Annotated in this window: 19 protein-coding genes and 1 tRNA gene; 6 read left to right on the forward strand and 14 right to left on the reverse strand. The window is 35.9% G+C overall.

Going from position 1 to position 21,927, the window contains the following annotated elements:
• The first annotated feature begins 92 nt into the window (after positions 1-92).
• Positions 93-788 (forward strand): RsmE family RNA methyltransferase, encoded by a 696-nt coding sequence (locus tag B0E34_RS17705; protein WP_087711663.1) that lies wholly within the window; start codon positions 93-95, stop codon positions 786-788.
• On the opposite strand, the gene B0E34_RS17710 is transcribed toward B0E34_RS17705, so the two are convergent.
• Positions 785-1,387, reverse strand: a complete 603-nt coding sequence (locus B0E34_RS17710) for an XAC2610-related protein (RefSeq protein ID WP_087711665.1) — start codon at positions 1,385-1,387, stop codon at positions 785-787. The two genes, B0E34_RS17705 and B0E34_RS17710, sit on opposite strands and share 4 nt — an antisense overlap.
• Positions 1,384-2,055, reverse strand: coding sequence for a TrmH family RNA methyltransferase (locus B0E34_RS17715; protein WP_087711667.1), 672 nt, complete (start codon positions 2,053-2,055; stop codon positions 1,384-1,386). Before B0E34_RS17715 ends, B0E34_RS17710 begins: the two co-directional genes overlap by 4 nt.
• A gap of 79 nt (positions 2,056-2,134) precedes the next feature.
• Here B0E34_RS17715 and B0E34_RS17720 point away from each other — a divergent pair, with 79 nt between their 5' ends.
• Both B0E34_RS17720 and B0E34_RS17725 read left to right on the forward strand, forming a co-directional pair.
• Positions 2,135-3,148 carry an asparaginase gene (locus tag B0E34_RS17720; RefSeq protein WP_087711669.1) on the forward strand — a complete coding sequence of 338 codons (1,014 nt, stop codon included), beginning with the start codon at positions 2,135-2,137 and terminating at the stop codon, positions 3,146-3,148.
• A 63-nt stretch (positions 3,149-3,211) separates the two neighbouring features.
• Positions 3,212-3,298, forward strand: a tRNA-Ser gene (locus B0E34_RS17725).
• Between the two features lie 199 nt (positions 3,299-3,497).
• Here the strand turns inward: B0E34_RS17725 and B0E34_RS17730 are convergent.
• The 8 genes from B0E34_RS17730 to B0E34_RS17770 all read right to left on the reverse strand — a co-directional run bounded on the left by B0E34_RS17730 (position 3,498) and on the right by B0E34_RS17770 (position 15,348).
• Positions 3,498-3,890, reverse strand: a complete 393-nt coding sequence (locus B0E34_RS17730) for a hypothetical protein (RefSeq protein ID WP_087711671.1) — start codon at positions 3,888-3,890, stop codon at positions 3,498-3,500.
• A 156-nt stretch (positions 3,891-4,046) separates the two neighbouring features.
• Positions 4,047-4,742: a hypothetical protein gene (locus B0E34_RS17735; protein ID WP_087711673.1), complete on the reverse strand. Its 696-nt coding sequence runs from the start codon at positions 4,740-4,742 to the stop codon at positions 4,047-4,049.
• 214 nt (positions 4,743-4,956) lie between these two features.
• Positions 4,957-6,489: a M20/M25/M40 family metallo-hydrolase gene (locus B0E34_RS17740; RefSeq protein WP_087711675.1), complete on the reverse strand. Its 1,533-nt coding sequence runs from the start codon at positions 6,487-6,489 to the stop codon at positions 4,957-4,959.
• A gap of 175 nt (positions 6,490-6,664) precedes the next feature.
• Positions 6,665-8,389, reverse strand: coding sequence for a helix-turn-helix domain-containing protein (locus B0E34_RS17745; RefSeq protein ID WP_087711677.1), 1,725 nt, complete (start codon positions 8,387-8,389; stop codon positions 6,665-6,667).
• Between the two features lie 621 nt (positions 8,390-9,010).
• Entirely contained in the window at positions 9,011-10,456 is a 1,446-nt protein-coding gene (locus B0E34_RS17755; RefSeq protein ID WP_087711691.1) for a TolC family protein, read from the reverse strand.
• Complete coding sequence (locus tag B0E34_RS17760; protein ID WP_087711693.1) at positions 10,443-13,637, reverse strand: efflux RND transporter permease subunit; 3,195 nt, start codon at positions 13,635-13,637, stop codon at positions 10,443-10,445. Before B0E34_RS17760 ends, B0E34_RS17755 begins: the two co-directional genes overlap by 14 nt.
• Before the next feature lie 87 nt (positions 13,638-13,724).
• Complete coding sequence (locus B0E34_RS17765) at positions 13,725-14,810, reverse strand: efflux RND transporter periplasmic adaptor subunit (RefSeq protein WP_185117468.1); 1,086 nt, start codon at positions 14,808-14,810, stop codon at positions 13,725-13,727.
• Between the two features lie 148 nt (positions 14,811-14,958).
• Complete coding sequence (locus B0E34_RS17770; protein WP_087711695.1) at positions 14,959-15,348, reverse strand: hypothetical protein; 390 nt, start codon at positions 15,346-15,348, stop codon at positions 14,959-14,961.
• Positions 15,349-15,760: 412 nt separating this feature from the next.
• Here B0E34_RS17770 and B0E34_RS17775 point away from each other — a divergent pair, with 412 nt between their 5' ends.
• From B0E34_RS17775 to B0E34_RS17785, 3 genes are all read left to right on the forward strand, one after another.
• Positions 15,761-16,633, forward strand: a complete 873-nt coding sequence (locus tag B0E34_RS17775; protein WP_087711697.1) for a phage tail-like protein — start codon at positions 15,761-15,763, stop codon at positions 16,631-16,633.
• Between the two features lie 257 nt (positions 16,634-16,890).
• On the forward strand, positions 16,891-17,295 hold the full coding sequence (locus tag B0E34_RS17780; RefSeq protein ID WP_087711699.1) for a hypothetical protein: 405 nt from the start codon (positions 16,891-16,893) through the stop codon (positions 17,293-17,295).
• Positions 17,296-17,313: 18 nt separating this feature from the next.
• On the forward strand, positions 17,314-17,760 hold the full coding sequence (locus B0E34_RS17785; protein WP_165763018.1) for an META domain-containing protein: 447 nt from the start codon (positions 17,314-17,316) through the stop codon (positions 17,758-17,760).
• Between the two features lie 59 nt (positions 17,761-17,819).
• Here the strand turns inward: B0E34_RS17785 and B0E34_RS17790 are convergent, their stop codons facing one another.
• From B0E34_RS17790 to porM, 4 genes are all read right to left on the reverse strand, one after another.
• Positions 17,820-18,077 (reverse strand): SemiSWEET transporter, encoded by a 258-nt coding sequence (locus tag B0E34_RS17790; protein WP_087711702.1) that lies wholly within the window; start codon positions 18,075-18,077, stop codon positions 17,820-17,822.
• 175 nt (positions 18,078-18,252) lie between these two features.
• Positions 18,253-19,296 carry an NAD(P)/FAD-dependent oxidoreductase gene (locus B0E34_RS17795; protein WP_087711704.1) on the reverse strand — a complete coding sequence of 348 codons (1,044 nt, stop codon included), beginning with the start codon at positions 19,294-19,296 and terminating at the stop codon, positions 18,253-18,255.
• A 55-nt stretch (positions 19,297-19,351) separates the two neighbouring features.
• Positions 19,352-20,290, reverse strand: a complete 939-nt coding sequence (porN, locus tag B0E34_RS17800; RefSeq protein ID WP_087711706.1) for a type IX secretion system ring subunit PorN/GldN — start codon at positions 20,288-20,290, stop codon at positions 19,352-19,354.
• 9 nt (positions 20,291-20,299) lie between these two features.
• Entirely contained in the window at positions 20,300-21,889 is a 1,590-nt protein-coding gene (gene porM / locus B0E34_RS17805; protein ID WP_087711708.1) for a type IX secretion system motor protein PorM/GldM, read from the reverse strand.
• Positions 21,890-21,927: the final 38 nt, after the last annotated feature.

Genomic DNA, 21,927 nt, shown 5'->3' on the forward strand with positions numbered 1-21,927 from the left:
GCAGTTTATGCTGGAAAACTCTTTAAAGTTGCTTTTTCTAAAACTAAATAAACAATTATATATTTTAAAATAACAAAACTAAATATTTAAATATGAAACTTTTTTACGGAGAAATTGAAGGAAATGTGGTAACGATTAACGATGAAGAACAGCAACACATTGTAAAAGTTCTTCGGATGAAAAATGGTGAAGCCATTCATGTAACGGATGGAAAAGGAAATCTTGCCTCCGGAAGACTGATGATTGAAGGTAAAAAAGCCCATATTGAAGTGGATGAGATTAAAAACAATCTTCCTGATTTCAGTCCGAAACTTCATATTGCAATTGCTCCGACGAAAAATATTGACCGCATTGAATTCTTCGTTGAAAAAGCGGTGGAGATGGGAATTTCAGAAATTACTTTTCTTCAAACAGAAAAAACAGAGCGTAAAAATATCAATCTCGATAAAATAAGAAAACAGGCAATTGCTGCTTCCAAACAGAGTTTAAGATTTCATTTTCCGGTTATTAACGATTTAATAAAACTTCAGGATTTTCTTAAAAATATTGATCCTGAACATACTTTTGTTGCACATTGCCATGAGAATTTAGAAAGAACCGAACTCAATGAGATTCCCAAACTTAAAAATATTACTTTTCTAATTGGTCCTGAAGGCGATTTTTCGGAGAAAGAGATTTCTTTTTTAGCTGAAAATAATATCAAAGCTGTTTCTTTGGGAAGTCAGAGACTGAGAACAGAAACCGCGGGAATTTTTGTTGCCGCGTGGAATTATAACCAGATGATTTAGAAACCATTATCTTCACCTTCCTGATAATGGGTCATGGTTAGCTTTTTATGCTTCCACTCATATACTTTATAGTAATAGTTTACTGGACCGACATGATAAGTTGATGTAATTGCTTTATTTTTTTTATCAACTACAGGATTAATGATCGTATCCATTGGTTTGTAATAATCGTACTTTTTAGTTTTTTTATTGTACAGCCAGAAACTTGATGAAGACCAGTAATTTCCTACCTGATTTATTACTTCCAAATCCTTAAATCCGTCAAAATTTACATCCTGACTTACATTAAAATATGCTTCCGACTCATTTAAAACAGAAACCGTATCAAAAATAATTCTCTGATGAAGTTTCTTCTGATGAAAAATATCAATTGATTTAAAATTGATTCCATCATTAATATTCTGTCTTCCTTTTAATATATAAGAATATCCGTTTCCTGTTAAGGTTTTTGCAAAGGAAACCGTTGTGGTATCTTCAGGTTCTTTTTCAATGAGATTTTGTGAAAAAGTATCAACAGCAATTTTAGCTTGAGGTATATTATCCGTCTTTTTATTGCAGCCTATCACTATCAGAACTACGAAAAGCACCGTTAATCTCATAATTCAAGATCATTATCTTTCAAATATTTATCAAAAATCTGCTGTCCGCTTCTGATGGAGTTTACTGCCCAACGGATTTTCATCCTCAGGAGTTTTTCTTCATTCAGTTTATAATCGATATCAGATTTTAATAATTTCTGCTTCAGTTCATACATACAAATAGAAGCGGCTACGGAAACATTAAAACTTCGGGTAAAACCATACATCGGAATTGCCAGCGTTTCGTCGGCAAAATCCAGAATTTCCTGAGAAACACCTTCCATTTCCGTCCCGAAAACCAGAGCCATCGGTTCTGTAATTTCGTATTCAGGCAGCATTTTTGCATTATTTTCCAGCGAAACTGCAACAATTTTATAGCCTCTGTCTTTTATATTCTGAAAAGATTCCATACTTCTGGGCATTTTTTCCACTTCCACCCATGTATCTGCGCCTTTTGTAACGCGAAGATTGGGTTCAAAACTGTATTCTTCCTGCAAAGCCACTACTTTATGAAAACCGCACGCTTCCACAGAACGTACAATTGCTGCTGCATTCCTGAACTGATAGACATCTTCCACCACCGGAAGAATAAAATCTGAACTTTCCGGTGCAAAATGCTCGATCTTCTGTAATCTTTCTTCCGTTAGAAACTGCTTTAAATACTCAAAAGTTTGCTGTAAATCTTTCATTCATTTTCAAATCTTTGCAAATTAACGTAAATTTGAGGAATCCTGCGAATGGAGGATCAAAATCTAAGAAAAGTCCTGTATGAAAAGAAAAGTCCTGTTGATTTATACCGGTGGAACCATCGGAATGGAGAAAGATTATGAAAGCGGAAGTCTCCGTGCGTTTGATTTCGGAAATATTTTTGAAAAAATGCCAGAAATGAAGCTGATGGAATGCGAAGTTTTTGTACATCCTTTTGAAAAACCTTTGGACTCTTCCGATATGGGACCTGAAGAATGGAAAATTATTGCTCATTATATTCAGAAAAATTATCATCAGTTCGACGGATTTTTAATTCTACACGGAACAGACACGATGTCTTACACCGCTTCTGCATTGAGTTTTATGCTGAAAGGATTGAAAAAACCGGTTATTTTAACGGGCTCTCAACTTCCGATCGGGGATTTACGAACCGATGCCAAAGAAAATCTTCTTACGAGCCTTTATTATGCAAGTCTGTACGAAAATGACGAAGCGGTTATTCAGGAAGTGGCGATTTATTTTGAATATAAACTGTTGAGAGGAAACCGCACTTTGAAATATTCTGCGGAGTATTTTGATGCCTATGCAAGTCCAAACTACCCTATTCTCGGGCAATCCGGAGTACATTTAAATATTATCAAAGATAATCTTTACCGCTGTAATCCTGATACAGAATTTCATGTAGACGATTATATTTCGGAAGATGTTATTTTCTGGAGAATTTTTCCGGGAATGAACCTGAATCATTTTAAAGAAATCCCGACCATGAAGGTTCTTATTCTTCAGGTTTTTGGCTCGGGAACTATTTTCAGCAGCGAAAAAACAGTGGAAACATTGCAGCAGATACGAAATAACGGGACAGAAATCGTGGTGGTAAGTCAGTGTATTTCGGGCGGAATCTCATTTGGAAAGTATGAAAACAGCAATATTTTTTCAAGAATCGGAGCCATCAGCGGAACGGATATTACGGCGGAAAGCGCAATTACCAAAGCAATGCATTTAATAGACAATCCCAACTACACAGGAAACTTCGCAGAAAACTTCTCCAAAAGCCTTTGTGGAGAAATTTCCTGATAAAATTGCATTTTGAGTTTGCAGATTCCGGAAAATAGTCTATTTTTGCAATCTCAAATACAAAGAGAGGTGTCCGAGTGGTTGAAGGAGCTACCCTGGAAAGGTAGTATACGGGTAACTGTATCGAGGGTTCGAATCCCTTCCTCTCTGCAGATAAAAAGTCTTAGGTTTTACCTGAGACTTTTTTGTTCTTTCAAGTTTATGGTTTTAGTATGATACTTCTTTTCAACGCGAAGAGCGCGAAGATTTTCTTTTAAAAAACTTACCGGATATTTTTTAAGTTCGCAAAGGCGTTCTACTAAGCAAAGAACTCAGAGGTTTTTCAATGACGACAAATTGCGGACAATAATTAAAATTTTGAACATAGATAATCTAACAAACTTTCACCGATGGAATCCGGAACAATATCATTTTCGATACCAAAACCATTACCTGATTTTATTAAAATACCATTTCGATAATCTGCATAACTTTCTAAAGCCATCGTTTTTTCTTCGCACTTAAATTTATATTTTTCAAGTGAAACGATACCACTTTTTTTAATAGTTCCTTTTTTTGTTTTCACAATTTTATCGGTTCTCACAATTTTTAACCAAGTTTCAATGTAATCTGTATGATTTCGTTTTTTATAATCCTTTACATAGTACTCGCTGTTATCCCTGTCGTTTCCTACGTATTCACATTCGGTCTGTGCATAAGAAAACAAAGGAATAAAAATAAGAATAAAGAGTAGTTTTTTCATGGTAATTTTTTTCAAATATAGGAAAAAGGCAAAGCCTGATTTTACGTAAAGCCGTAACAAAAAAAATCCCAGTTTTTCAACCGGGATTTTCTGTTTGAAAAAGTACCAACTAATTTCAAACTACAATTTAGCTATATGAATGTTTTGGTGTTTTGGTTAATTGCACATCGTTAAAAACTGATGGCTCATCTGTACTTTGAATCTCGCGTCTGATTTCAGCTTAGAATAGATCATGCTTTCAAAAGCCTGTACTTCTTTTAATTTCTGATCAATATATTCTGCGATCTGAACAACGGAAAAGAGAAAATCTCTGTATACGGCAATATTCACCGTTTGTCCGTGAACCGGAAGATAAGCTTTCAGAAAAGGAATTGTCGCCTGATGCTGGTTGTAGTTTACACAGTATCCCGCTCCTTCACGCGATGTGATGATCTCAAAATCGTTGATAAAATCCAGCACGTTTTTATCTTCTTTATTACTATTTTTCGACAAGTATCTGTTGATTTTATCCAAAATATGCTGTGCATATTCCATCATCGTAACGGTTTTCCATTCGAACTGATGATTGATTTTTTTCAAATTTTTGGCAGGCTTTCCGTTTTCACAGGTGGTGCAGAAAGAAATCCCGATTTTATCGTGATAAGGAAAAAAGCAGTCTTTAATCTGTAGGGAAGCATCTGCCTGAAGTCTGTCGTTGGCAAAGTTGTAATACAGATAAGGGCTGTACAGATCCGAAAGTGCTTTCAGATAGTCGGTTTCGCTTGTATTCTTATATTCTTCAAACCATTTTTCAAGGTTGTCGTAATAGGTATTTTCAAACTCTTTAAAACTTAGATATAATGGCAGTTCCATAGCTTCGTAATTTTGATAAGACAAAGCTATTGCGGTAATGCGACAAAACTCGACGTGTTATTTTTTAGTTTTGAATTTTTTTTGAATTGATGATTTTGGATTGATGTAATAAAGTGAAAACGATCTAAAATACTTCCACTGATTCGCGCTCAGGAAAACATTGCAAATTCCAACTGCCTGAAATTTAATTGTAAAATTCATCATTTATCATTCATCATTTATCATAATTCGTCATAATGAATTCAAAATAATGAATCATCTTCATATAATTTTCGATGCTGAGATATTCATTGGTACTGTGAATGCTCTGTTGCTCAGAATTATTGATTTTAACAGGCATAAATCTGTAAATGTTTTTGCTTACTATCTGATATTTGTAGGCATCCGTTCCGCCCAATGTAAGATACGGCGTTACAATAGCTGCCGGATAAAGCTGTTTTACTCCTTGTTCAATTAGCTGATACGCTTTTGTATTGCTTGATGAAACTGCGGAAGCTTCTCTGGTATTGTCAATTTCTTCCACTTCCACCTCAAAACCTTCGGTTGCTTTGGCAATATGCGCTTTTACATCTTTTACGGTATTTCCGGGAAGCAGCCTGAAATTAACCACAAATTCCACTTCGGGAGAAAGTACATTGGTTCCGTCACTTCCTTTCATCATGGTAAGTGCCGTTGTCGTACGAACTAAAGCATTGGTAGAATTATTTTTGGTAAGCTGAGAAAGAAGAAGCGGTTTCAAAAGCCATTGATTGGAGATTGCCATTCTGCTCGGGAAAGACATGGAACCTCCTATATTATCAAAAAACTGTTGGATTAAAGGGGTAATTACCGGTTTCATCTGATCGTCTTCCAGTCGCTGCATAATAACGGCGGCTTTTCCGATCGCACTTTCCATGGGCGGTGTTGACGAATGTCCGCCTAAACCTTTCACTTTTATTTTGGCAGAAAGAAAACCTTTTTCGGCACAGCCGATTACCGCTACATCCGAATCGATTCCAGAAATGCTTCCTTTTTCTAAAATTAACCCGCCTTCATCATAAACAGCATCAAACTGTATGTTTTTTTTCTTAAAATAAGAGGCAATCTGTGTTGCTCCCTTCTTCCCTCCTACTTCTTCATCGAATCCGAAAGCCAGATAGATATCGCGTTTCGGCGTATGTTTATTTTTAATTAAATTATTCATGGATTCCATCAGAGAAAAGAGCATTCCTTTCATGTCAATTGCTCCGCGTCCGTAAATTCTTCCGTTGGCAACGGCTCCTGAAAACGGAGCAAAATCCCAGTCTTCAGCAACTTTTGTAATGGCTGGAAAAGGTTTATCATTGGGTCTGAAAACATTTCCTGCTGTATTTTTCACCTCCGCATCTCCGGGAGGAACCACATCAATATGGGACAGAAACATAATGGGCGCGAGACCTGGATTGCTTCCTTTAAGCCTGAAAACCAGACCATAAGTATTCACCTCAACATATTCTGTATTTTTATAAACTTCTGGATATGCTTTTTTCAGATATTCTTTAAATGTTACAAAAGGAGAATAATCGAAATCCCCTAATTCTCCGGTGGAAACTGTTGGGATCTTTAATCCGTCGGAAAAACGTTTAACAACCGAATCGTTCTTTACAAATTTCCATCCTCCGGAATCTGCCTGATCTGTTTTTTTGAAAGGATAGGTAAAGGTTCTGATTAAAACAAAAGCAATGAGAATAATGATAATACTCAAAAAGACTAAAAGGAACTTCTTCATGATTATTAATTTTACATAAATATAATGAAGATTTTACTTCTAAAACAGAATTTTACTTTAAATTCTTACAACTTATGGAATATATTACAGAAAGCTTTACAAACAACATGATTTTAAATTTAGAAATCACATTCTATAAATAAATATCTTCTGCAAAATAGCATAAAACAAAGTGTCACATCTTTTTATCATTCTCCAGCTCTTCCTTTCTCTTTTTAATAAAATCTGTAGGGCGAATTCCGTTGATTTCGTAAAAAAGATCTGAAAAATTCTGTCTGGAAGCGATTCCGCATTCTTTTGCAAGGGTTTCGATGCTGTATTTTAAGTATTTTTTATCCTCAAAAAGCAGATTGGTGATGTAATTGATTCTGAGTTCGCTTAAATATTTATTGAAATTCGCTTTTTTATATTCGTTAATTACCTGTGAGAGGTAGTTTGAATTAGTACCCAGTTGGGCGGCTAATTTACTAATGGTTAATCCTTTTTGTGTAAACCCTTTTTTATCTTCAAACGTTTTAAGCTTTTTCAGAAGTTCTTCTACCTTATTTTCTGTAATCGTCAGTTTCTTTTCTTCGATCTGCGGAACAAGTTCTTTGGTTTCGTCCATCTCTTCTTTCTGATGGTTTGCCGTGAACTTCTCTTCTACCAAAATATACTTTTTCTGAATTTCTTTGGATTTTTTATGCCTTCTCGTCAGCAGAACAACCAGACCGATTGCCCAGATAATTAACACAATGATAATAATAGTCCCGAGATAATTTATTTTCTGAAGCTTATTTTTTTCATCCAGTAAAGTATCGGTATCGTAATCTTTATGAATTTTCGGGGACAGATAAATAAAATCTCTAGACATAATACTGTCTGCACGAAGCAACTGGCTTGTGTAGTAGAGCTGGTTCTTCTCGTTTTTCTCTTTTTTGGAATAATCGATCAGGATTTCATAATTTTCCCTCAGTTCAGGAAGGATAAACTGATGTTTCTGAAAAATGGAATCTATCTTTTTAAAATAAATAATAGATTGTTTGGTCTTTTTAAGATCGGAATAAGTTTTCCCGATGTAGAAATAACTTACCGAAAGCCTTGCAAAATCGCGGCTTTCTCTGATCACGGGCAGAGACTGATTAAAGTCTTCTAATGCTTCCTTGAATTGATTTCTCTTGTATTCTGAAATACCCTTCGACAAAAGGAAATATCCTTTTTCCAGAGCATATTCCGGATTATCTCCTACCTCAGAAAGTCCGGTATGTATAGCAGCATCCACTTCTTCTTGTTTCCCAAGATGCCTGTTGCAGATAATAAGCTGATGAAGACTGTTGAGATAGCCTTTTTTATTGTTATAAATTTCGTTAGGATGAAGTTTGGTAATGGATTTCGCCTTTTCTCTGTAATAAACAAGGCATTTCGTAAAGACCTGTGAAGCATCTTCGTAATAGCCGAGATAGCTTTTTACCACTCCGATATGATACAGATTCTGATATTTCAGATATTCATTTCTGGTATTTCTTGAATATTTATAAGCCTCAAGATATTCGTTAAGAGCAAGTTGAAACTTTTTATAATGGTAATAATAAATAACGCCTTTATCAATATGGGCAACAATTTTAAGATCATCCTCATTGGTCTGGTTGGCTGCCCAGATCATGCTGTCTGCATACTTCAGTTTATTTTCATTTAAAGAAGAAAAAAATACCGCATCTTTATATCCCTGAACCAGTTTTTCGTAATTCTTTTCCTTTTTTGCCAAATTGAGATATGGCTTTATAAAAGGAAATGCCTTCATGTCATTTTCCGGAAAATCTTCATACTTTAACCTAAGTTTATAATATTCGCTGTATCCTTCCTGCGAGAAGAATAAATTAACAATTCCGATAAAAAGAATAAAAAATAGATTTTTTTTCACCCCTGTTTAATAATCCTATGTGTAAACTTCGTCAAAAGTACAGAAAATAGATCATTTTTTATCAAAGATTATTGAATTAAAATGTGGTATAGAATTATTTCTACTTTACAAATATATCAATTGAAAATCAAACAATTAAATAATAAGTACAGAAATATTCCGCTGTCTCAATTTATGAATAATGACCGCAATTGTTTTTTTATTTCACCACAAGGTTATAATTTCGAAACCGGAAATCAAAACAATAGAAAAAAATTAATTAAAGCCGTTTTATATACTATTGAATAGAAAAGAAGCCCTAAAAAAGCACATGCAGATAAATTTTGAAAGCTAATAAAAAAACATGATTCTATTCATAAATCTTACCACCTTCCTTAACAGGAGAAATTACTTTTTTGGAAGGCTGGTTTTTTTAAAATTTAATTTTTCAAAAAAAAGCTAATAACCATTTTTTGAAATACAATAACCGCGAAGAAATAAATTAGTCCTGTATCCTACAGGTAAATTGGGAAGGAGGTTCTGAAATATGAACCTTTTTATTAAAGTTTTCAGTTTTAATCGAAAAGAGACTGTTCCTTACGGGCAGCCTCTTTTCTTTTTAAAACATTAAGGATTTACAAATCACTTCCAGCCTCCGCCTAAGCTCTTGTAAATATCAACAACTGTACTCAGCTGTTTTTGTTTAGCTTCCACCAGTTCCATTTTGGCATCCAAAGCATCTCTCTGGTTCAGAAGAACTTCCAGATAATCGGCTCTTGAATTTTTAAATAACTGATTGGCTATATCTATTGATTTTTCCAAAGCCTGTGTTTCTTCAGACTTCAGTTTGTAATACTGATCGATGTTTTTCACTTTAGACATTAAATTGGCAACATCCAGATACGCATTCAGAATGGTTTTATCATATTCGTACAACGCCTGAATCTGTCTTGCATCCGCTGTCTGAAAGTTCGCTTTAATGGCACTTTTATTAATCAGCGGACCTGCCAATTCTCCTACCAGACTTGCTGCCATAGATTCCGGCAATTTAACCAGATAAGAAGGTTTGAAAGCTTCCAATCCTAACGTTGCAGAAATTTCCAGACTTGGATAAAACTCTTTTCTGGCTGCTTCCACATCCAGTTTTGATGATTTTAATTCCAATTCAGCCTGTTTAATGTCGGGACGGTTCGCCAGTAACTGTGACGGAATTCCCGTATAAACCGTCTGAGGAATCATGGACATGAAGTCCCCTTTTGATCTTACAATCGGCTGTGGAAAACGCCCGCAAAGCGCATTGATTTCGTTTTCTTTTTCAGTAATTTCCTGACGGATGGTAAATTCCGAAGCTTTAGATTTTGCCAGTTCCGCCTCGAATTTTTTTACCGCCAATTCAGTTGCTGCCGCAGCTTCCTTCTGAATTTTTGATATTTCCAGCGCTCTCTGCTGCAATTTCGTATACTGCTGAATGATATCCAACTGATTATCCAGAGCCAACAATTCATAATAATTGTCAGCTACTTCTTCAATTAAATTTGAGAGAACGAAATTTTTTCCTTCAACTGTTGAAAGATAATGGGCAACAGCGGCATCCTTTTCAGTTCTAAGTTTTTTCCAGATATCGATTTCCCAGTTTGCCGTTAATCCGCCCTCAAAATTCCCAAGCGGATCCGGCATTTCTTTTCCGGGTTCTATTTCTGTGGTGGCATCACCTGCTCCTTCGCTGGTGTAACGCCCTGCTTTTTTCACACCCACACCGATTCCTGCGGAAACAGTAGGGGTTAATCTTCCTTTTTTTGCCAAGACACCGCTTTTTGCAATCTCAATTTCCTGCAAAGTAATCATTAACTCCTGATTATTTTTTAAAGCAGTTTCTATTAAGGCTACTAAATTAGGATCTGTAAAAAACTGTCTCCAAGGGGTTGTTCCGCTGTTATTATTGGCATCACCCTGATCCTGCTGATTAAAATTCTGAGGAATATTTTCTTTCACCTCATCTTTTACCACGGTCGCCATGGGCGCCTTACAGCCTGCTAAAACAAGCGATAAGGCAATGGCAGCTATATATCTTTTATTATAAATCTTCATGTTTGTCGTCGTGTTGGTACGGTTCTGTTTGTTCTGTTAAAGGATTTTCCTCTTCATATTTTGCCAGTTTCGATTTTTCTGCGATTGTTCCGAAGATGTAATACAATCCTGGGATAATCATCAGTCCGAAAATAGTTCCGATCAGCATCCCTCCTGCTGCAGCGGTACCGATGGTACGGTTACCGATTGCTCCCGGTCCCGTTGCCAGAACCAATGGAATTAAACCTGCAATGAATGCAAATGAGGTCATCAGAATCGGACGAAAACGGATCGCAGCTCCTTCGATGGCAGCCTGCGCAACAGGAATTCCTTCTTCCGCTTTTTTCTGTACGGCAAATTCTACAATCAGTACGGCATTTTTACCCAAAAGACCAATCAGCATCACCATTGCTACCTGAGCGTAAATATTGTTTTCCAATCCTAATAATTTCAGACATAAGAAAGCTCCGAAAATACCTGTCGGTAATGATAGAATTACCGGTAACGGAAGAATGAAACTTTCGTACTGTGCGGAAAGAATCAGATAAACAAATCCTAAACACACTAAGAAAATGAAAATCGCTTCGTTTCCACGGCTTACCTCGTCCTTAGAAATACCTGCCCAATCGATCCCGAAACCTCTCGGAAGTGTTTTATCCGCCACTTCTTTAATGGCTGCAATCGCCTGTCCGGAACTGTACCCCGGCGCAGGAGTACCACTTACCTCGGCAGAATTGTACATATTATGTCTGGTAATCTCGGAAAGACCGTACACTTTTTCCAGATGCATAAAGTCTGAATACGGAACCATTTGCTCCTTATCATTTTTAACATACAATTTCAAAAGATCACTCGGTAGCGCACGATATTGAGGTCCCGCCTGAACGATTACTTTATAAGGTCTGTCGAAACGGATGAAGCTGGTTTCATAGTTGGAACCGATTAATGTGGATAAATTATCCATTGCATTTTCAATCGTTACTCCTTTTTGTTCGGCAAGATCATTATCCACTCTCAACATATACTGAGGGAAACTCGCGGAATAGAACGTAAACGCAGAACCCAGTTCCGGACGTTTTTTCAGTTCTCTAACGAAGTCGTTACTTACCTTTTCCATTTTTTGATAATCTCCGCTTCCCGCTTTATCGAGCAGACGAAGCTCGAAACCACCTGCTGCACCGTACCCCGGAATGGAAGGCGGCTGGAAGAATTCTATATTTGCACCCGGAATATTCTTCGCTTTTTCTTCAAGCTTTTCTATGATTTCCGCGGCAGATTCTTTACGGTCTTCCCAGCTTTTAAGATTGATAAGACAAGTACCGGAGTTGGAACCTGTACCTTCCGTAAGGATTTCATAACCCGCCAGTGAAGAAACTGACTGTACTCCATCGATATCTTCAGATTCTCTTAATAGTTCTTTGGCAATCTGGTTGGTTCTTTCCAGTGTAGAACCCGGAGGAGTCTGAATAATGGCATAAATCATTCCCTGATCTTCCGCAGGAATAAATCCTGAAGGCAATGAATTGCTTAAAAAGAATGTACATGCACAGAACGCCAATAATAATGGTAAAGTGATTGTTTTTTTCTTCACCGTTTTGTTTAGCATTCCTTCATATTTGTTAGCTCCTTTTGTAAATAATCCGTTGAACTTATCAAGGAAAATAGTAATCGGAATTCTTCTTTTTGCTTTTCCGTGGTTATTTTTTAAAATTAAAGCACATAAAGCCGGCGTTAATGTTAAAGCAACAACCCCTGAAAGAATAATAGCAGAAGCCATAGTGATGGAAAACTGACGGTAGAAAACTCCAACCGGACCGGACATGAAGGCAATCGGAATGAATACGGATGCCATTACCAGAGTAATTGCGATAATCGCTCCGCTGATTTCGTGCATCGCTTCTTCTGTTGCTTTTAGCGGAGATAAATGCTTCTCCTCCATCTTGGCGTGAACGGCTTCAATTACCACAATCGCATCATCCACCACGACCCCGATCGCCATTACAAGCGCAAAGAGAGAGATCATGTTTAAGGTAATTCCGAAGGCGGACATGACTGCGAAAGTACCTACTAATGATACCGGAACCGCCAAAGCAGGAATTAAGGTTGAACGCCAGTCTCCCAGGAATAGGAATACCACGATAGCCACCAAAATAAAGGCTTCAAAAAGCGTATGAACTACTTTTTCAATAGATGCATCAAGGAATTTTGATACGTCATAACTTATGTCGTAATGCATTCCTTTCGGGAAAGTGGTTTTCTGCAATTCTTCCATCAAAGATTTTACATTCTTGATAACGTCACTTGCGTTGGAACCATACGATTGTTTTACCGTGATTGCCGCAGAAGGCTTTCCGTTTAAGGTAGAATAAATATCATACATTGACGAACCGAACTCTATATCGGCAACATCTTTCAGTCTGATAAATTCTCCGTCAGGTTTTGCTTTAAGAATGATATTTCCGTAATCTTTTTCATTATTAAAACGTCCCGGATATTTTAAAATATATTCAAATGACTGCGATCTCTTCCCTGAACTTTCTCCTGTTTTTCCCGGAGAAGCTTCTAAACTCTGCTGATTCAGGGATTCCATTACTTCATCTGCTGAAATGCTGTAAGCCGTTAATCTGTCCGGTTTCAGCCAGATACGCATCGCATATTCTCTTGTTCCCAATATATCTGCAAAACCTACACCACTTACTCTTCTCAATTCAGACATTACATTGATGTCTGCATAGTTGAAAAGGAATTTCTGGTCAGCTTTCGGATCATCACTGTACAGGTTAATGTACATCAGCATATTGGGTTCTTCACGGGTAATTTTCACCCCTTCACGAACAACCAACGGCGGAAGTTTATTAACCACCGAAGAAACACGGTTCTGTACGTTTACTGCTGCTACATTCGGATCGGTTCCCAAATCGAAAACCACCTGAATGGAAGCTTCCCCGTCGTTTCCGGCATCGGAAGTCATATATTTCATTCCGGGAACCCCATTCAGACCTCTTTCTAATGGAATAACAACGGATTTAATCAACAATTCATTGTTGGCTCCGGGATAATCCGCCGTAATGTTTACTTTGGGCGGAGAAATGGACGGAAACTGGGTAACCGGTAATTTTACAAGGGATAAAACTCCCATAAATACGATAATCAAAGAGATTACGATAGACAGAACAGGTCTGCGAATAAATTTCTTAAACATAAAATAATGATGAATTATTAATGATGAATGATAAATGATGATTATGAAGTTTTTGCATAATCATGATCACGTATCGATTATCGTATTCTACTCTGCTTTTAATTTTAATGACTGAAGAACTTTTTTCGGATCCTGAACTTTTGTCTGAACTTTCTGATCGTCTTTTACTTTCTGAACTCCTTCCAGTAAGATTTTATCTCCGGTTGAAAGCCCTGAAGCGACTACGTATACATCAGGAAGCTCATAAGCGATCTTTATATTTTTAGATTTTGCCACTCCGTTCTTGTCTACCACGAAAACATATTTCTGATCCTGAATTTCGTAGGTAGCTTTCTGAGGAATGATCAAAGCGTTTTTCAATGGTAACGTCATTCTTACTTTTCCGGTTTCTCCGTTTCTCAGAAGTTTATCCGGATTCGGGAATTTAGCTCTGAAAGCGATATTTCCTGTTTCACTGTCGAATTCCCCTTCAATGGTCTGAACCTGTCCTTTCTGTGGAAAGACATCTCCGTTTGCCATAACAAGATCCACCATATTGCTTCCTCTTGAAGCTACATTTCTCTGATAGTTAAGATATTCCGGCTCCGAAACATTGAAGTACGTATAAATATCGTTGTTATCGGAAAGGGAGGTTAATAAATCTCCTTCATCTACCAGACTTCCCAGTTTCAAAGGAATTCTGTCGATAATTCCTGAAAACGGAGCTTTAATGTCTGTAAAAGAAAGGTGAATCTGTGCCAGTTTCGCTTCAGCATTGGCTGCATCCAGCTTAGCTTTCGCCATTGCTCTTTCGTTTTTGGAAACGATGTTGTTGTTGGCTAATGTACTTGCATTTTTCAGCTCAATTGTTGCCTGAGCAACTTCTGCCTGAGCTTTCAGTAATTCTGCCTGATACAATTTCGGCATAATTCTGAATAAGGTCTGTCCCTGACGAACAAACTGTCCCTCATCTACAAAGATTTTCTCAAGAAAACCTTTTTCCTGTGCACGAACTTCGATGTTCTTTACAGATCTGATCTGCGCCACATATTCTTTATCAATCACAGTATCCATCACAACGGGTGAGGTTACCGGATAAACAGCGGCTTCTTCTTTTTCTTCTTTTTTCTTGTTACAACCTGTGAACAATAAAATACTGCTTAGCGCAATGCTTGCGACAACTCTTTTAATCATAATTCTAGAGTTTATGTAAATCGTTAATGTTTTAAATATGAAAATGGCAATAAGAGGATCGACGGAATAATTGACTGCCGGCAATTACAACGCAGGATTTTCCCACCGAATAGCTAATCGGCAGAAAACGGGTTTGAAAATGTGGATTTTAAATTCTGATAGAACGGATCAGAATGAATTTTTTAACAGAAGAGTATTCTGATATACAGCTATGGATCGCTGATTTTAGTCTTTTGAAACTTTTTAAACCAAAAAAATAAACCAGCGTAAAGACACTTGCAAATACAGCGATTGCCTGAAAAGTATCTGACAACTGGAAGTCGTCTTCGGCAAGTTCGAGCGTGTATGTATTGCTTACATCGTCTGAAGCCTGCTGCATTGACAGCTTTTCGTAAGTTTGGTTTAGACGGTTTGCTTTTTTGGGTAAATTCTGAGAAGTGTGGGTGTAATCGTTTCGTAAAGTTTTGACATTGATCTTGCTTTCTACCACAAAAAGCAGAAAAAGAGTGGTCAAAAAGTATACGATATAGTTTCTCATGATTTCAAGGCACAAATGTAGACTTTAGTTTTGTTATGTTTCAAGACAATTGTGTGACAAGTTATTCATATTAACAATATTTAACACTTATTTAAATTCGCTGAATTTGTTTAAATATTAAAAAAAAGATCTACTTAAAAGCATATAAACAAAATGATTATCAAATAATTAGCATCATAAAAAAAATTATCAACCATTTGTGAAGTTCGTTAATACGATTTCTACGTTGTACAAGTAGCTCACAAATTTGTTAAATTATTATAAAATTCACATATTATTGATAAAAATTAAACAAATTAATATTTTTATTTATTTTTTTTCATAAATAAAATAATATTGATTATATTTACTGTAAAATACCACTGAAAATTCTCACATTTTATTTGTTTAAAACTGACATTAATATTACAACATGAAAAACAAAATCTTTATTTCAGGATTCCTGCTTGCCTCTTTTTTTACATTTGCGCAAGTTGGCATTAACACAACATCTCCAGACGCTTCTGCCGTCTTGGATGTGAGTTCTACAAACAAAGGGATTTTAGGTCCCAGAATAAGTCTTACTTCTGCTACCATGCAGCTTGGATCGGCTCCTAATGCCGCCGGACTTTTAATTTACAATACGGGTCCCACAATAACACCGGGATATTACTTCTGGAATGGATCTGAATGGAGGGTTTTTAATTCTTCGTCTTCGGGAAGCGGCTCTTCTCAGGCTCTTGCCAATGTGGAAAGTATTGCCGTAATGGGACCTCTTACTTCTACTTCAGACAATGGAAGAGCCGGATATGCACTGTCTATAACCACACCGGACGGAAGATTTTCGGTAAGAACGTTCATCCCTACAAATACAAATTTCTCGCAGGTAAATCTGCAAATAAGAAACAACACTACCGGAGTAGTGGAAATTATATCCAACGGACATTATCTTTGGTCCGGAGCCGGCGGTTATATGCAAAACCAGTTAAGACTTCCTGTAGGTGCATGGGCAGGAGATAATGCAACTTCCAGTGCGTCTCTTATTGATGCTACCACAGGTGCAAGGGTACAATCCTCAACTACTAATCCTTATTGGGGCGATCCTGAAACCTATGCCGGAGGTATGCCGGAACAGCGTTTATACTCTTGGACTACTACTGACGGATCTGATAAAACATTTTATAAGATGTATTATATGATGGGTTCTTCTACTCCCGGAAATGCCGGAAACGCAACAAACTGTCCGTCCGGAACCTGTAATACCACCAAAGCATTTTTCACAATCGATCAGATTAAAGCGCCATAGGATTCTAAAAACACCACTGATTTAGAGAGACGTTCCCGGAATGTCTCTTTTTTATTTTTGATGATAGCAATTTTAGATCTGTGCAGATTATGATAAATAGCAATTCTAAATTTAACATAAAATATTTAATAGCATCAAAAAGCATTAAATTTTAATTAATTTATAAAAAATTAACATATTATTACTATAAAAAATTGTAATTTTACAGCATTATTTATACTGCATTATAAATTAATCACCTAAAATCACTTATTATTATGAAAAAATTATTACGGATTATTACGTTAACAGGTTTTGTACTCATCATCCAAACATCATGTAAGAATCAGGTAAAAGAGGAAATTGTAGAACCTGAAAATAATACCGCTATACAACAGGAGCCTGATAAAATTACCCGAGAAGTTTATACAGATGAATCGGGAGAACAGTTGGAAGTAGGTTTTAATGAGACGAAAAATACTGTTGTGATTCATCTGGACGGTAAATCTTATGAACTTAAAAAAAGCGATGAACTCCCTGATTTTACGGCAGGAGACGCAAACTATCAATACTCTGATGTGCGCGGTGAAATCACTTTCCTGAAAAAAGATTATAATATGGTTCTATTCCATCATGAAAAGAAAAAATCTTCTTCATCTAATACCAAGATGGCTTCTTATTAATCACAAAATTTTAAAGTTATGAAAAAGATAATCATTTACTTTTGCTCGTTATTGGTTGTGGCTCTTACGGTTTCCTGCATGAATAAGTCTTCTGCAACCAGTACTTCTGAAAATAATTCTGACATCACCGGAAAAACATGGGAGCTGACAGAACTTAACGGTAAACCTATTCAGCTTAAAAATCCTCAGGTAATACCTCATTTTATGCTAAATACTTCCACGATGAGATATGAGGGTCATGGCGGCTGTAACGGAGTTGGAGGTACTTTTGAGATAAAACCCGAAGTAATGCGCATCAAATTCAATCAGGGTATATCTACGATGATTGCCTGCGATGATCTTGAAACAGAACGCGCATTTACACAAGCGTTACTTTCGGCGGATAATTATTCTGTGAACGGAAGTACTTTAACGCTTAACAAAGCAAGGATGTCTCCTTTGGCAAAATTTACTTTAAAAAAATAATTAAATTCTTATTTGTAAGAAAAAACACTTCCTTTTGACGGAAGTGTTTTTATTTTAGACTATTTGTTTTTGTAGATAAGACAGTAAATAAGTAATGTAACATTTACAACTACAGAAAATGCATTGGTTAAAATAATAGGCAGTTCATCTTTAAGAAATCCGTACCAGATCCATAAAGAAACTCCTGAAATAAGAACGATAAGCATTCCCGAGGAAAGATCATCGGCATTTTTTTCTTTAATTACCTTTATCAATTGTGGAATCATCGATCCTGAGGTAAGAAGACCGGCAATTATTCCTAAAACATTTTCATTCATAGCTGTTGTTTACATCAGATATAGCAAAAATTATGTCAATTGTTAAAAGAATTTTAAAATTTCTAAGATCCCGGTTGAAATGATAATGTTTTTTGATTAGTATTTAGTTGTTCTTATAAACAATAAATGGTATTTTTTTGTAAAAATTTAATGTAATAGGTTTATATTTTCAATACTAACTTTTTATTATAAACCTTTTTAGATCAACTTCTTCATGTAAAGGAATATTGTTTTCAATAAAATCATATAAACTTTTGGAGAAATAGCAACCGTTTAAAATTCCTCTTGCTCCCAATCCATTGAAAACATATAAATTGTGATGTTCAGGATGTATTCCAATAATTGGTCTTCTGTCTTTTACGGTTGGGCGGAATCCAAAATTGATGTCTTTAATTTCAAAAGAATGAGGATAAAATTCCATCAGACCTTTTTTAAGCTGTTCAACAGCAGACTCATCAATTTCATGATGAAGCTGTTCTCTGTCATAAGTACCACCATAAAAATACAATTGATCATTCAACGGAAAAAGAAAGTGCTTTTTCTTGATGGTGATATTTTCCGTAATTTTTTCTGAAAGTTCTACTTTGATATGGTGACCTTTATTCGGATTTACAGGAATATCGGAAAAAAAAGGATTTTGTACCACTCCCATTCCTTCACAAAACAAAATATTCTTGAAAGTAAAATCCTGATAAATGGATCTTTCTACATTTATGTCTGAATAAACAAATTTTTCTCTGATTAATTTTCCACTATTATCTAAAAAATCAAATAAACCTGTGAAAAATCCATTAACATTCAATCTTGCAGACTGATTAACCTTTCCTGAAAGAAAGTCGTTTTTTACAACGTTTAAACGATCAAAATTTTTATCTAAAAAATTCAAAAGATCATCATTTCCGGATTTCTTTAACCAAAGTGACTGTTCATTTTCATCATGAAAAATTCTGTGGATGGGTGCATCGATGAGATAGTTTTGTCCTGTGTAATTCTCAATTTCTTTCAAAGTGTTTTTAAGGAAATCAATTTGTTCCTGCGCTTTCCAGAAAGTGGTAAATTTTTTAAGCACAACAGGGTTTATGATTCCTGCTGAAACCTGTGAAGCACTCTTCTTTTTTTCAGAAAACATCACGAAAGTCTTGTTGTTTCTGATCAACTGATGCGCAAAGAAAAGTCCTGCATACCCGTCTCCAACGATAATATAATCTACATTCTTCATAATAAAAAAACCTGAGTAAAAATACTCAGGTTTTCTATAATTATCAAGTGAAATCTTAGTAATTCCACATATCATTTTCCATTTGAAGGATCTGCGCCTTAATTCTGTCGCTTTCTTCAATCTGATCATCAGCATCTCTTGGAATGTAGTCTTTGATAACTCCATCACCTAATCCTGTTGAAGATTTAAAGATAACAGAAGAGAATCTTCTTGCGTTAATTAGATCATCAAAAGATAAGTCTGCAGACGAATTTTTTCTGTTGAAAACAAAATTATTCGCTAAAATATCTCTTGCATTTGGATAATAAACCCAGAAAAGATCAATTAAATCATTAGCTCCCGGTAAAGGCTGTCCATCAGGAGTTGTTCTGCCAATTAATTTTGGATCTGGTCCCATTGCAGCAATTCCTAAAGGTCTGTACTTCAATTGTCCGTCTCTTTTATCAATAAACCACATACCGAAGATTTTTAAAACTTTAACTTTTTCAGTTGTAGTTTCGTAAATATCAGTAAGTTCTTTTTTCTCCTGCTCTGTTAACTGACGACCGCTATTTAAAATATTAATAGCTTCGTCATCAACTCTAACATCAACTAATCTTGTCTTGATTTGCTCTGGAGTAAGTCTTTGAACGAAATTTTCATCGTCATATACTTCTTTAATATCTCCGTTTAATGCACCGTCTAGCAATAATTTATACAGAGACTTTGTTTCTGTAGCTAATAAACCATCAGGGTTGTTATAATAGAATGGCTGATTGATCTTGTCATTCATGTCTATAACTTCCCAAACAAACATACTCTTTAAGATATCTTTATCTTCAACAAATCCGTATTCCAATGGTTTTACTTTTTTGTCAATAAGAGTATCTCCAACTTTCATTTTGTTTTCAGCTCTCATTTTTCTGAATTCTTCAGGCGAAGAAGCGTTCAGAATAGTTTGGGAAAACATCAATCCCGAAACTACTACTAAAAGACTGCTAATATATTTTTTCATAATTATTTGTTATTGAACATTAATTAATACCGGTGAAATATTCGGAACGATTGTATTTCCTAATCCAGTAGCTGTTGCTTTAATATCAAAGATATAAACGCCATCCCCAGGTCTTAAGTTTCTGAACATACCTGCTGCTCCTTGTAATGAATTACCCTGAACCTGCATTGATGCTCTACCCGGAACTCTTACCATGAACGAAGTCACGTTAAATGATACAGGGAAATCAAAGTCTGGAATAACAGCCTGAAGTTGCTGATTTTCAACAGAAGTTGCAGGTAGTGTAAGAATATTCTTACCTCTGATCTGTCCTTGTGGCGGAGGTACATTTTTAATTCTGTATTCGAATACCTGAGAAATTGATTTTCCATAAGGATCCGTTCCAGATAACGTTATTTTAAGAATATTTCCTGCACCTGGTCTAACATCCCATTTACCAGGACCTGTGCTCTTAACAGTAGCTCCCGGAGCAGATAATGAAAGCTTAGCATTGTCAGCGCCTAAGATAGATCCTGAAACAGGGTTATCTAAGTTTCTATACATTACGTTCATCTTATCTGCAGAAAGTAATAATCCTTTCTGAAGTTTCACTTCCTGTGGTCCAGCAATTACATTATAAGTATGTGTGAAAGGGAAATTCTGAGCTTTTCCTGTCGCATCTGTTAATGTAATGTTTCCGCTGAATGTTTTCTGTCCAATTCCGTTTGTGTTAAGATTTGCATATCCTTTTCCGTTTTCCTGTCTGCTTACTCCGGAAATGCTGATCTTATTGCTGTTTGAATAGTTTCCTAACATTACAACTGCTTCAGCCGGTTTTCCTGCAACTACATCTACAGGCGCAGAAACAATAGCTTCATAGCTTGTAAATTTAATACTTGCATCTACTTTCTCCTGTAGCATTAATGCTAATGCATCAGACTGAACGTTTCTTGCATCATTTTGGATAATTTCTAAGTTAGAAATCGCAGCAATTAATGGCTGATGATAAAACTTGTTTTGGAACCAAGTTTTGTCATTTGGAGATTTTCCTTTTGGATATTCAGCAATTAAAGATTTATTAGCTCTTTCAACTAAGTCTTTTAATTGAGGATTGTTTCCAAAAGTTGCATTAATGTAATTTCTTACATCATCTATTTTTGCTTTTAATTCCAATGCACCTTTTGAAGGTGTGTTTTCATCTCCTTCTTTAAAGAAATATTCAGTTGTAGCTTCATTATTATTAAGCGCTGCAAAGTTTTCACTTACATCAACATCTTTTCCCTGTGCATCTTTATCGTGGAATTCTGATTTCTTTTTAAGAACGTCTTTAATTTCCTGAGCAGATTTTACCAAAACGTTGATCTTGTCTCTAAGAACCTGATACTGAGCCCATGGCTGCGCATAAGTATCCGGAACCTGTTGAGCTTTCGCTTCAAGAGTTTTTTCAAAAATCTTTTCGTTTTTTCTTTCAGTTAAAGTTCTTGTTTCATTAAGAGCTTTAGTAGAGTCATAATATGACCTGATGATTTCCGCATCAATATTTAGGGCCATCATAGCGATGAACACCAAATACATCAGGTTGATCATCTTCTGACGAGGTGTCTGTTTTCCTGCTGCCATTCTCTTTTCTTTGTTTTTTGATTAAGTAGTTAAATTAA

Origin of the sequence: Chryseobacterium mucoviscidosis (assembly GCF_002177115.1) — a bacterium.
In the GTDB taxonomy this organism is placed as follows: Bacteria; Bacteroidota; Bacteroidia; order Flavobacteriales; family Weeksellaceae; genus Chryseobacterium; species Chryseobacterium mucoviscidosis.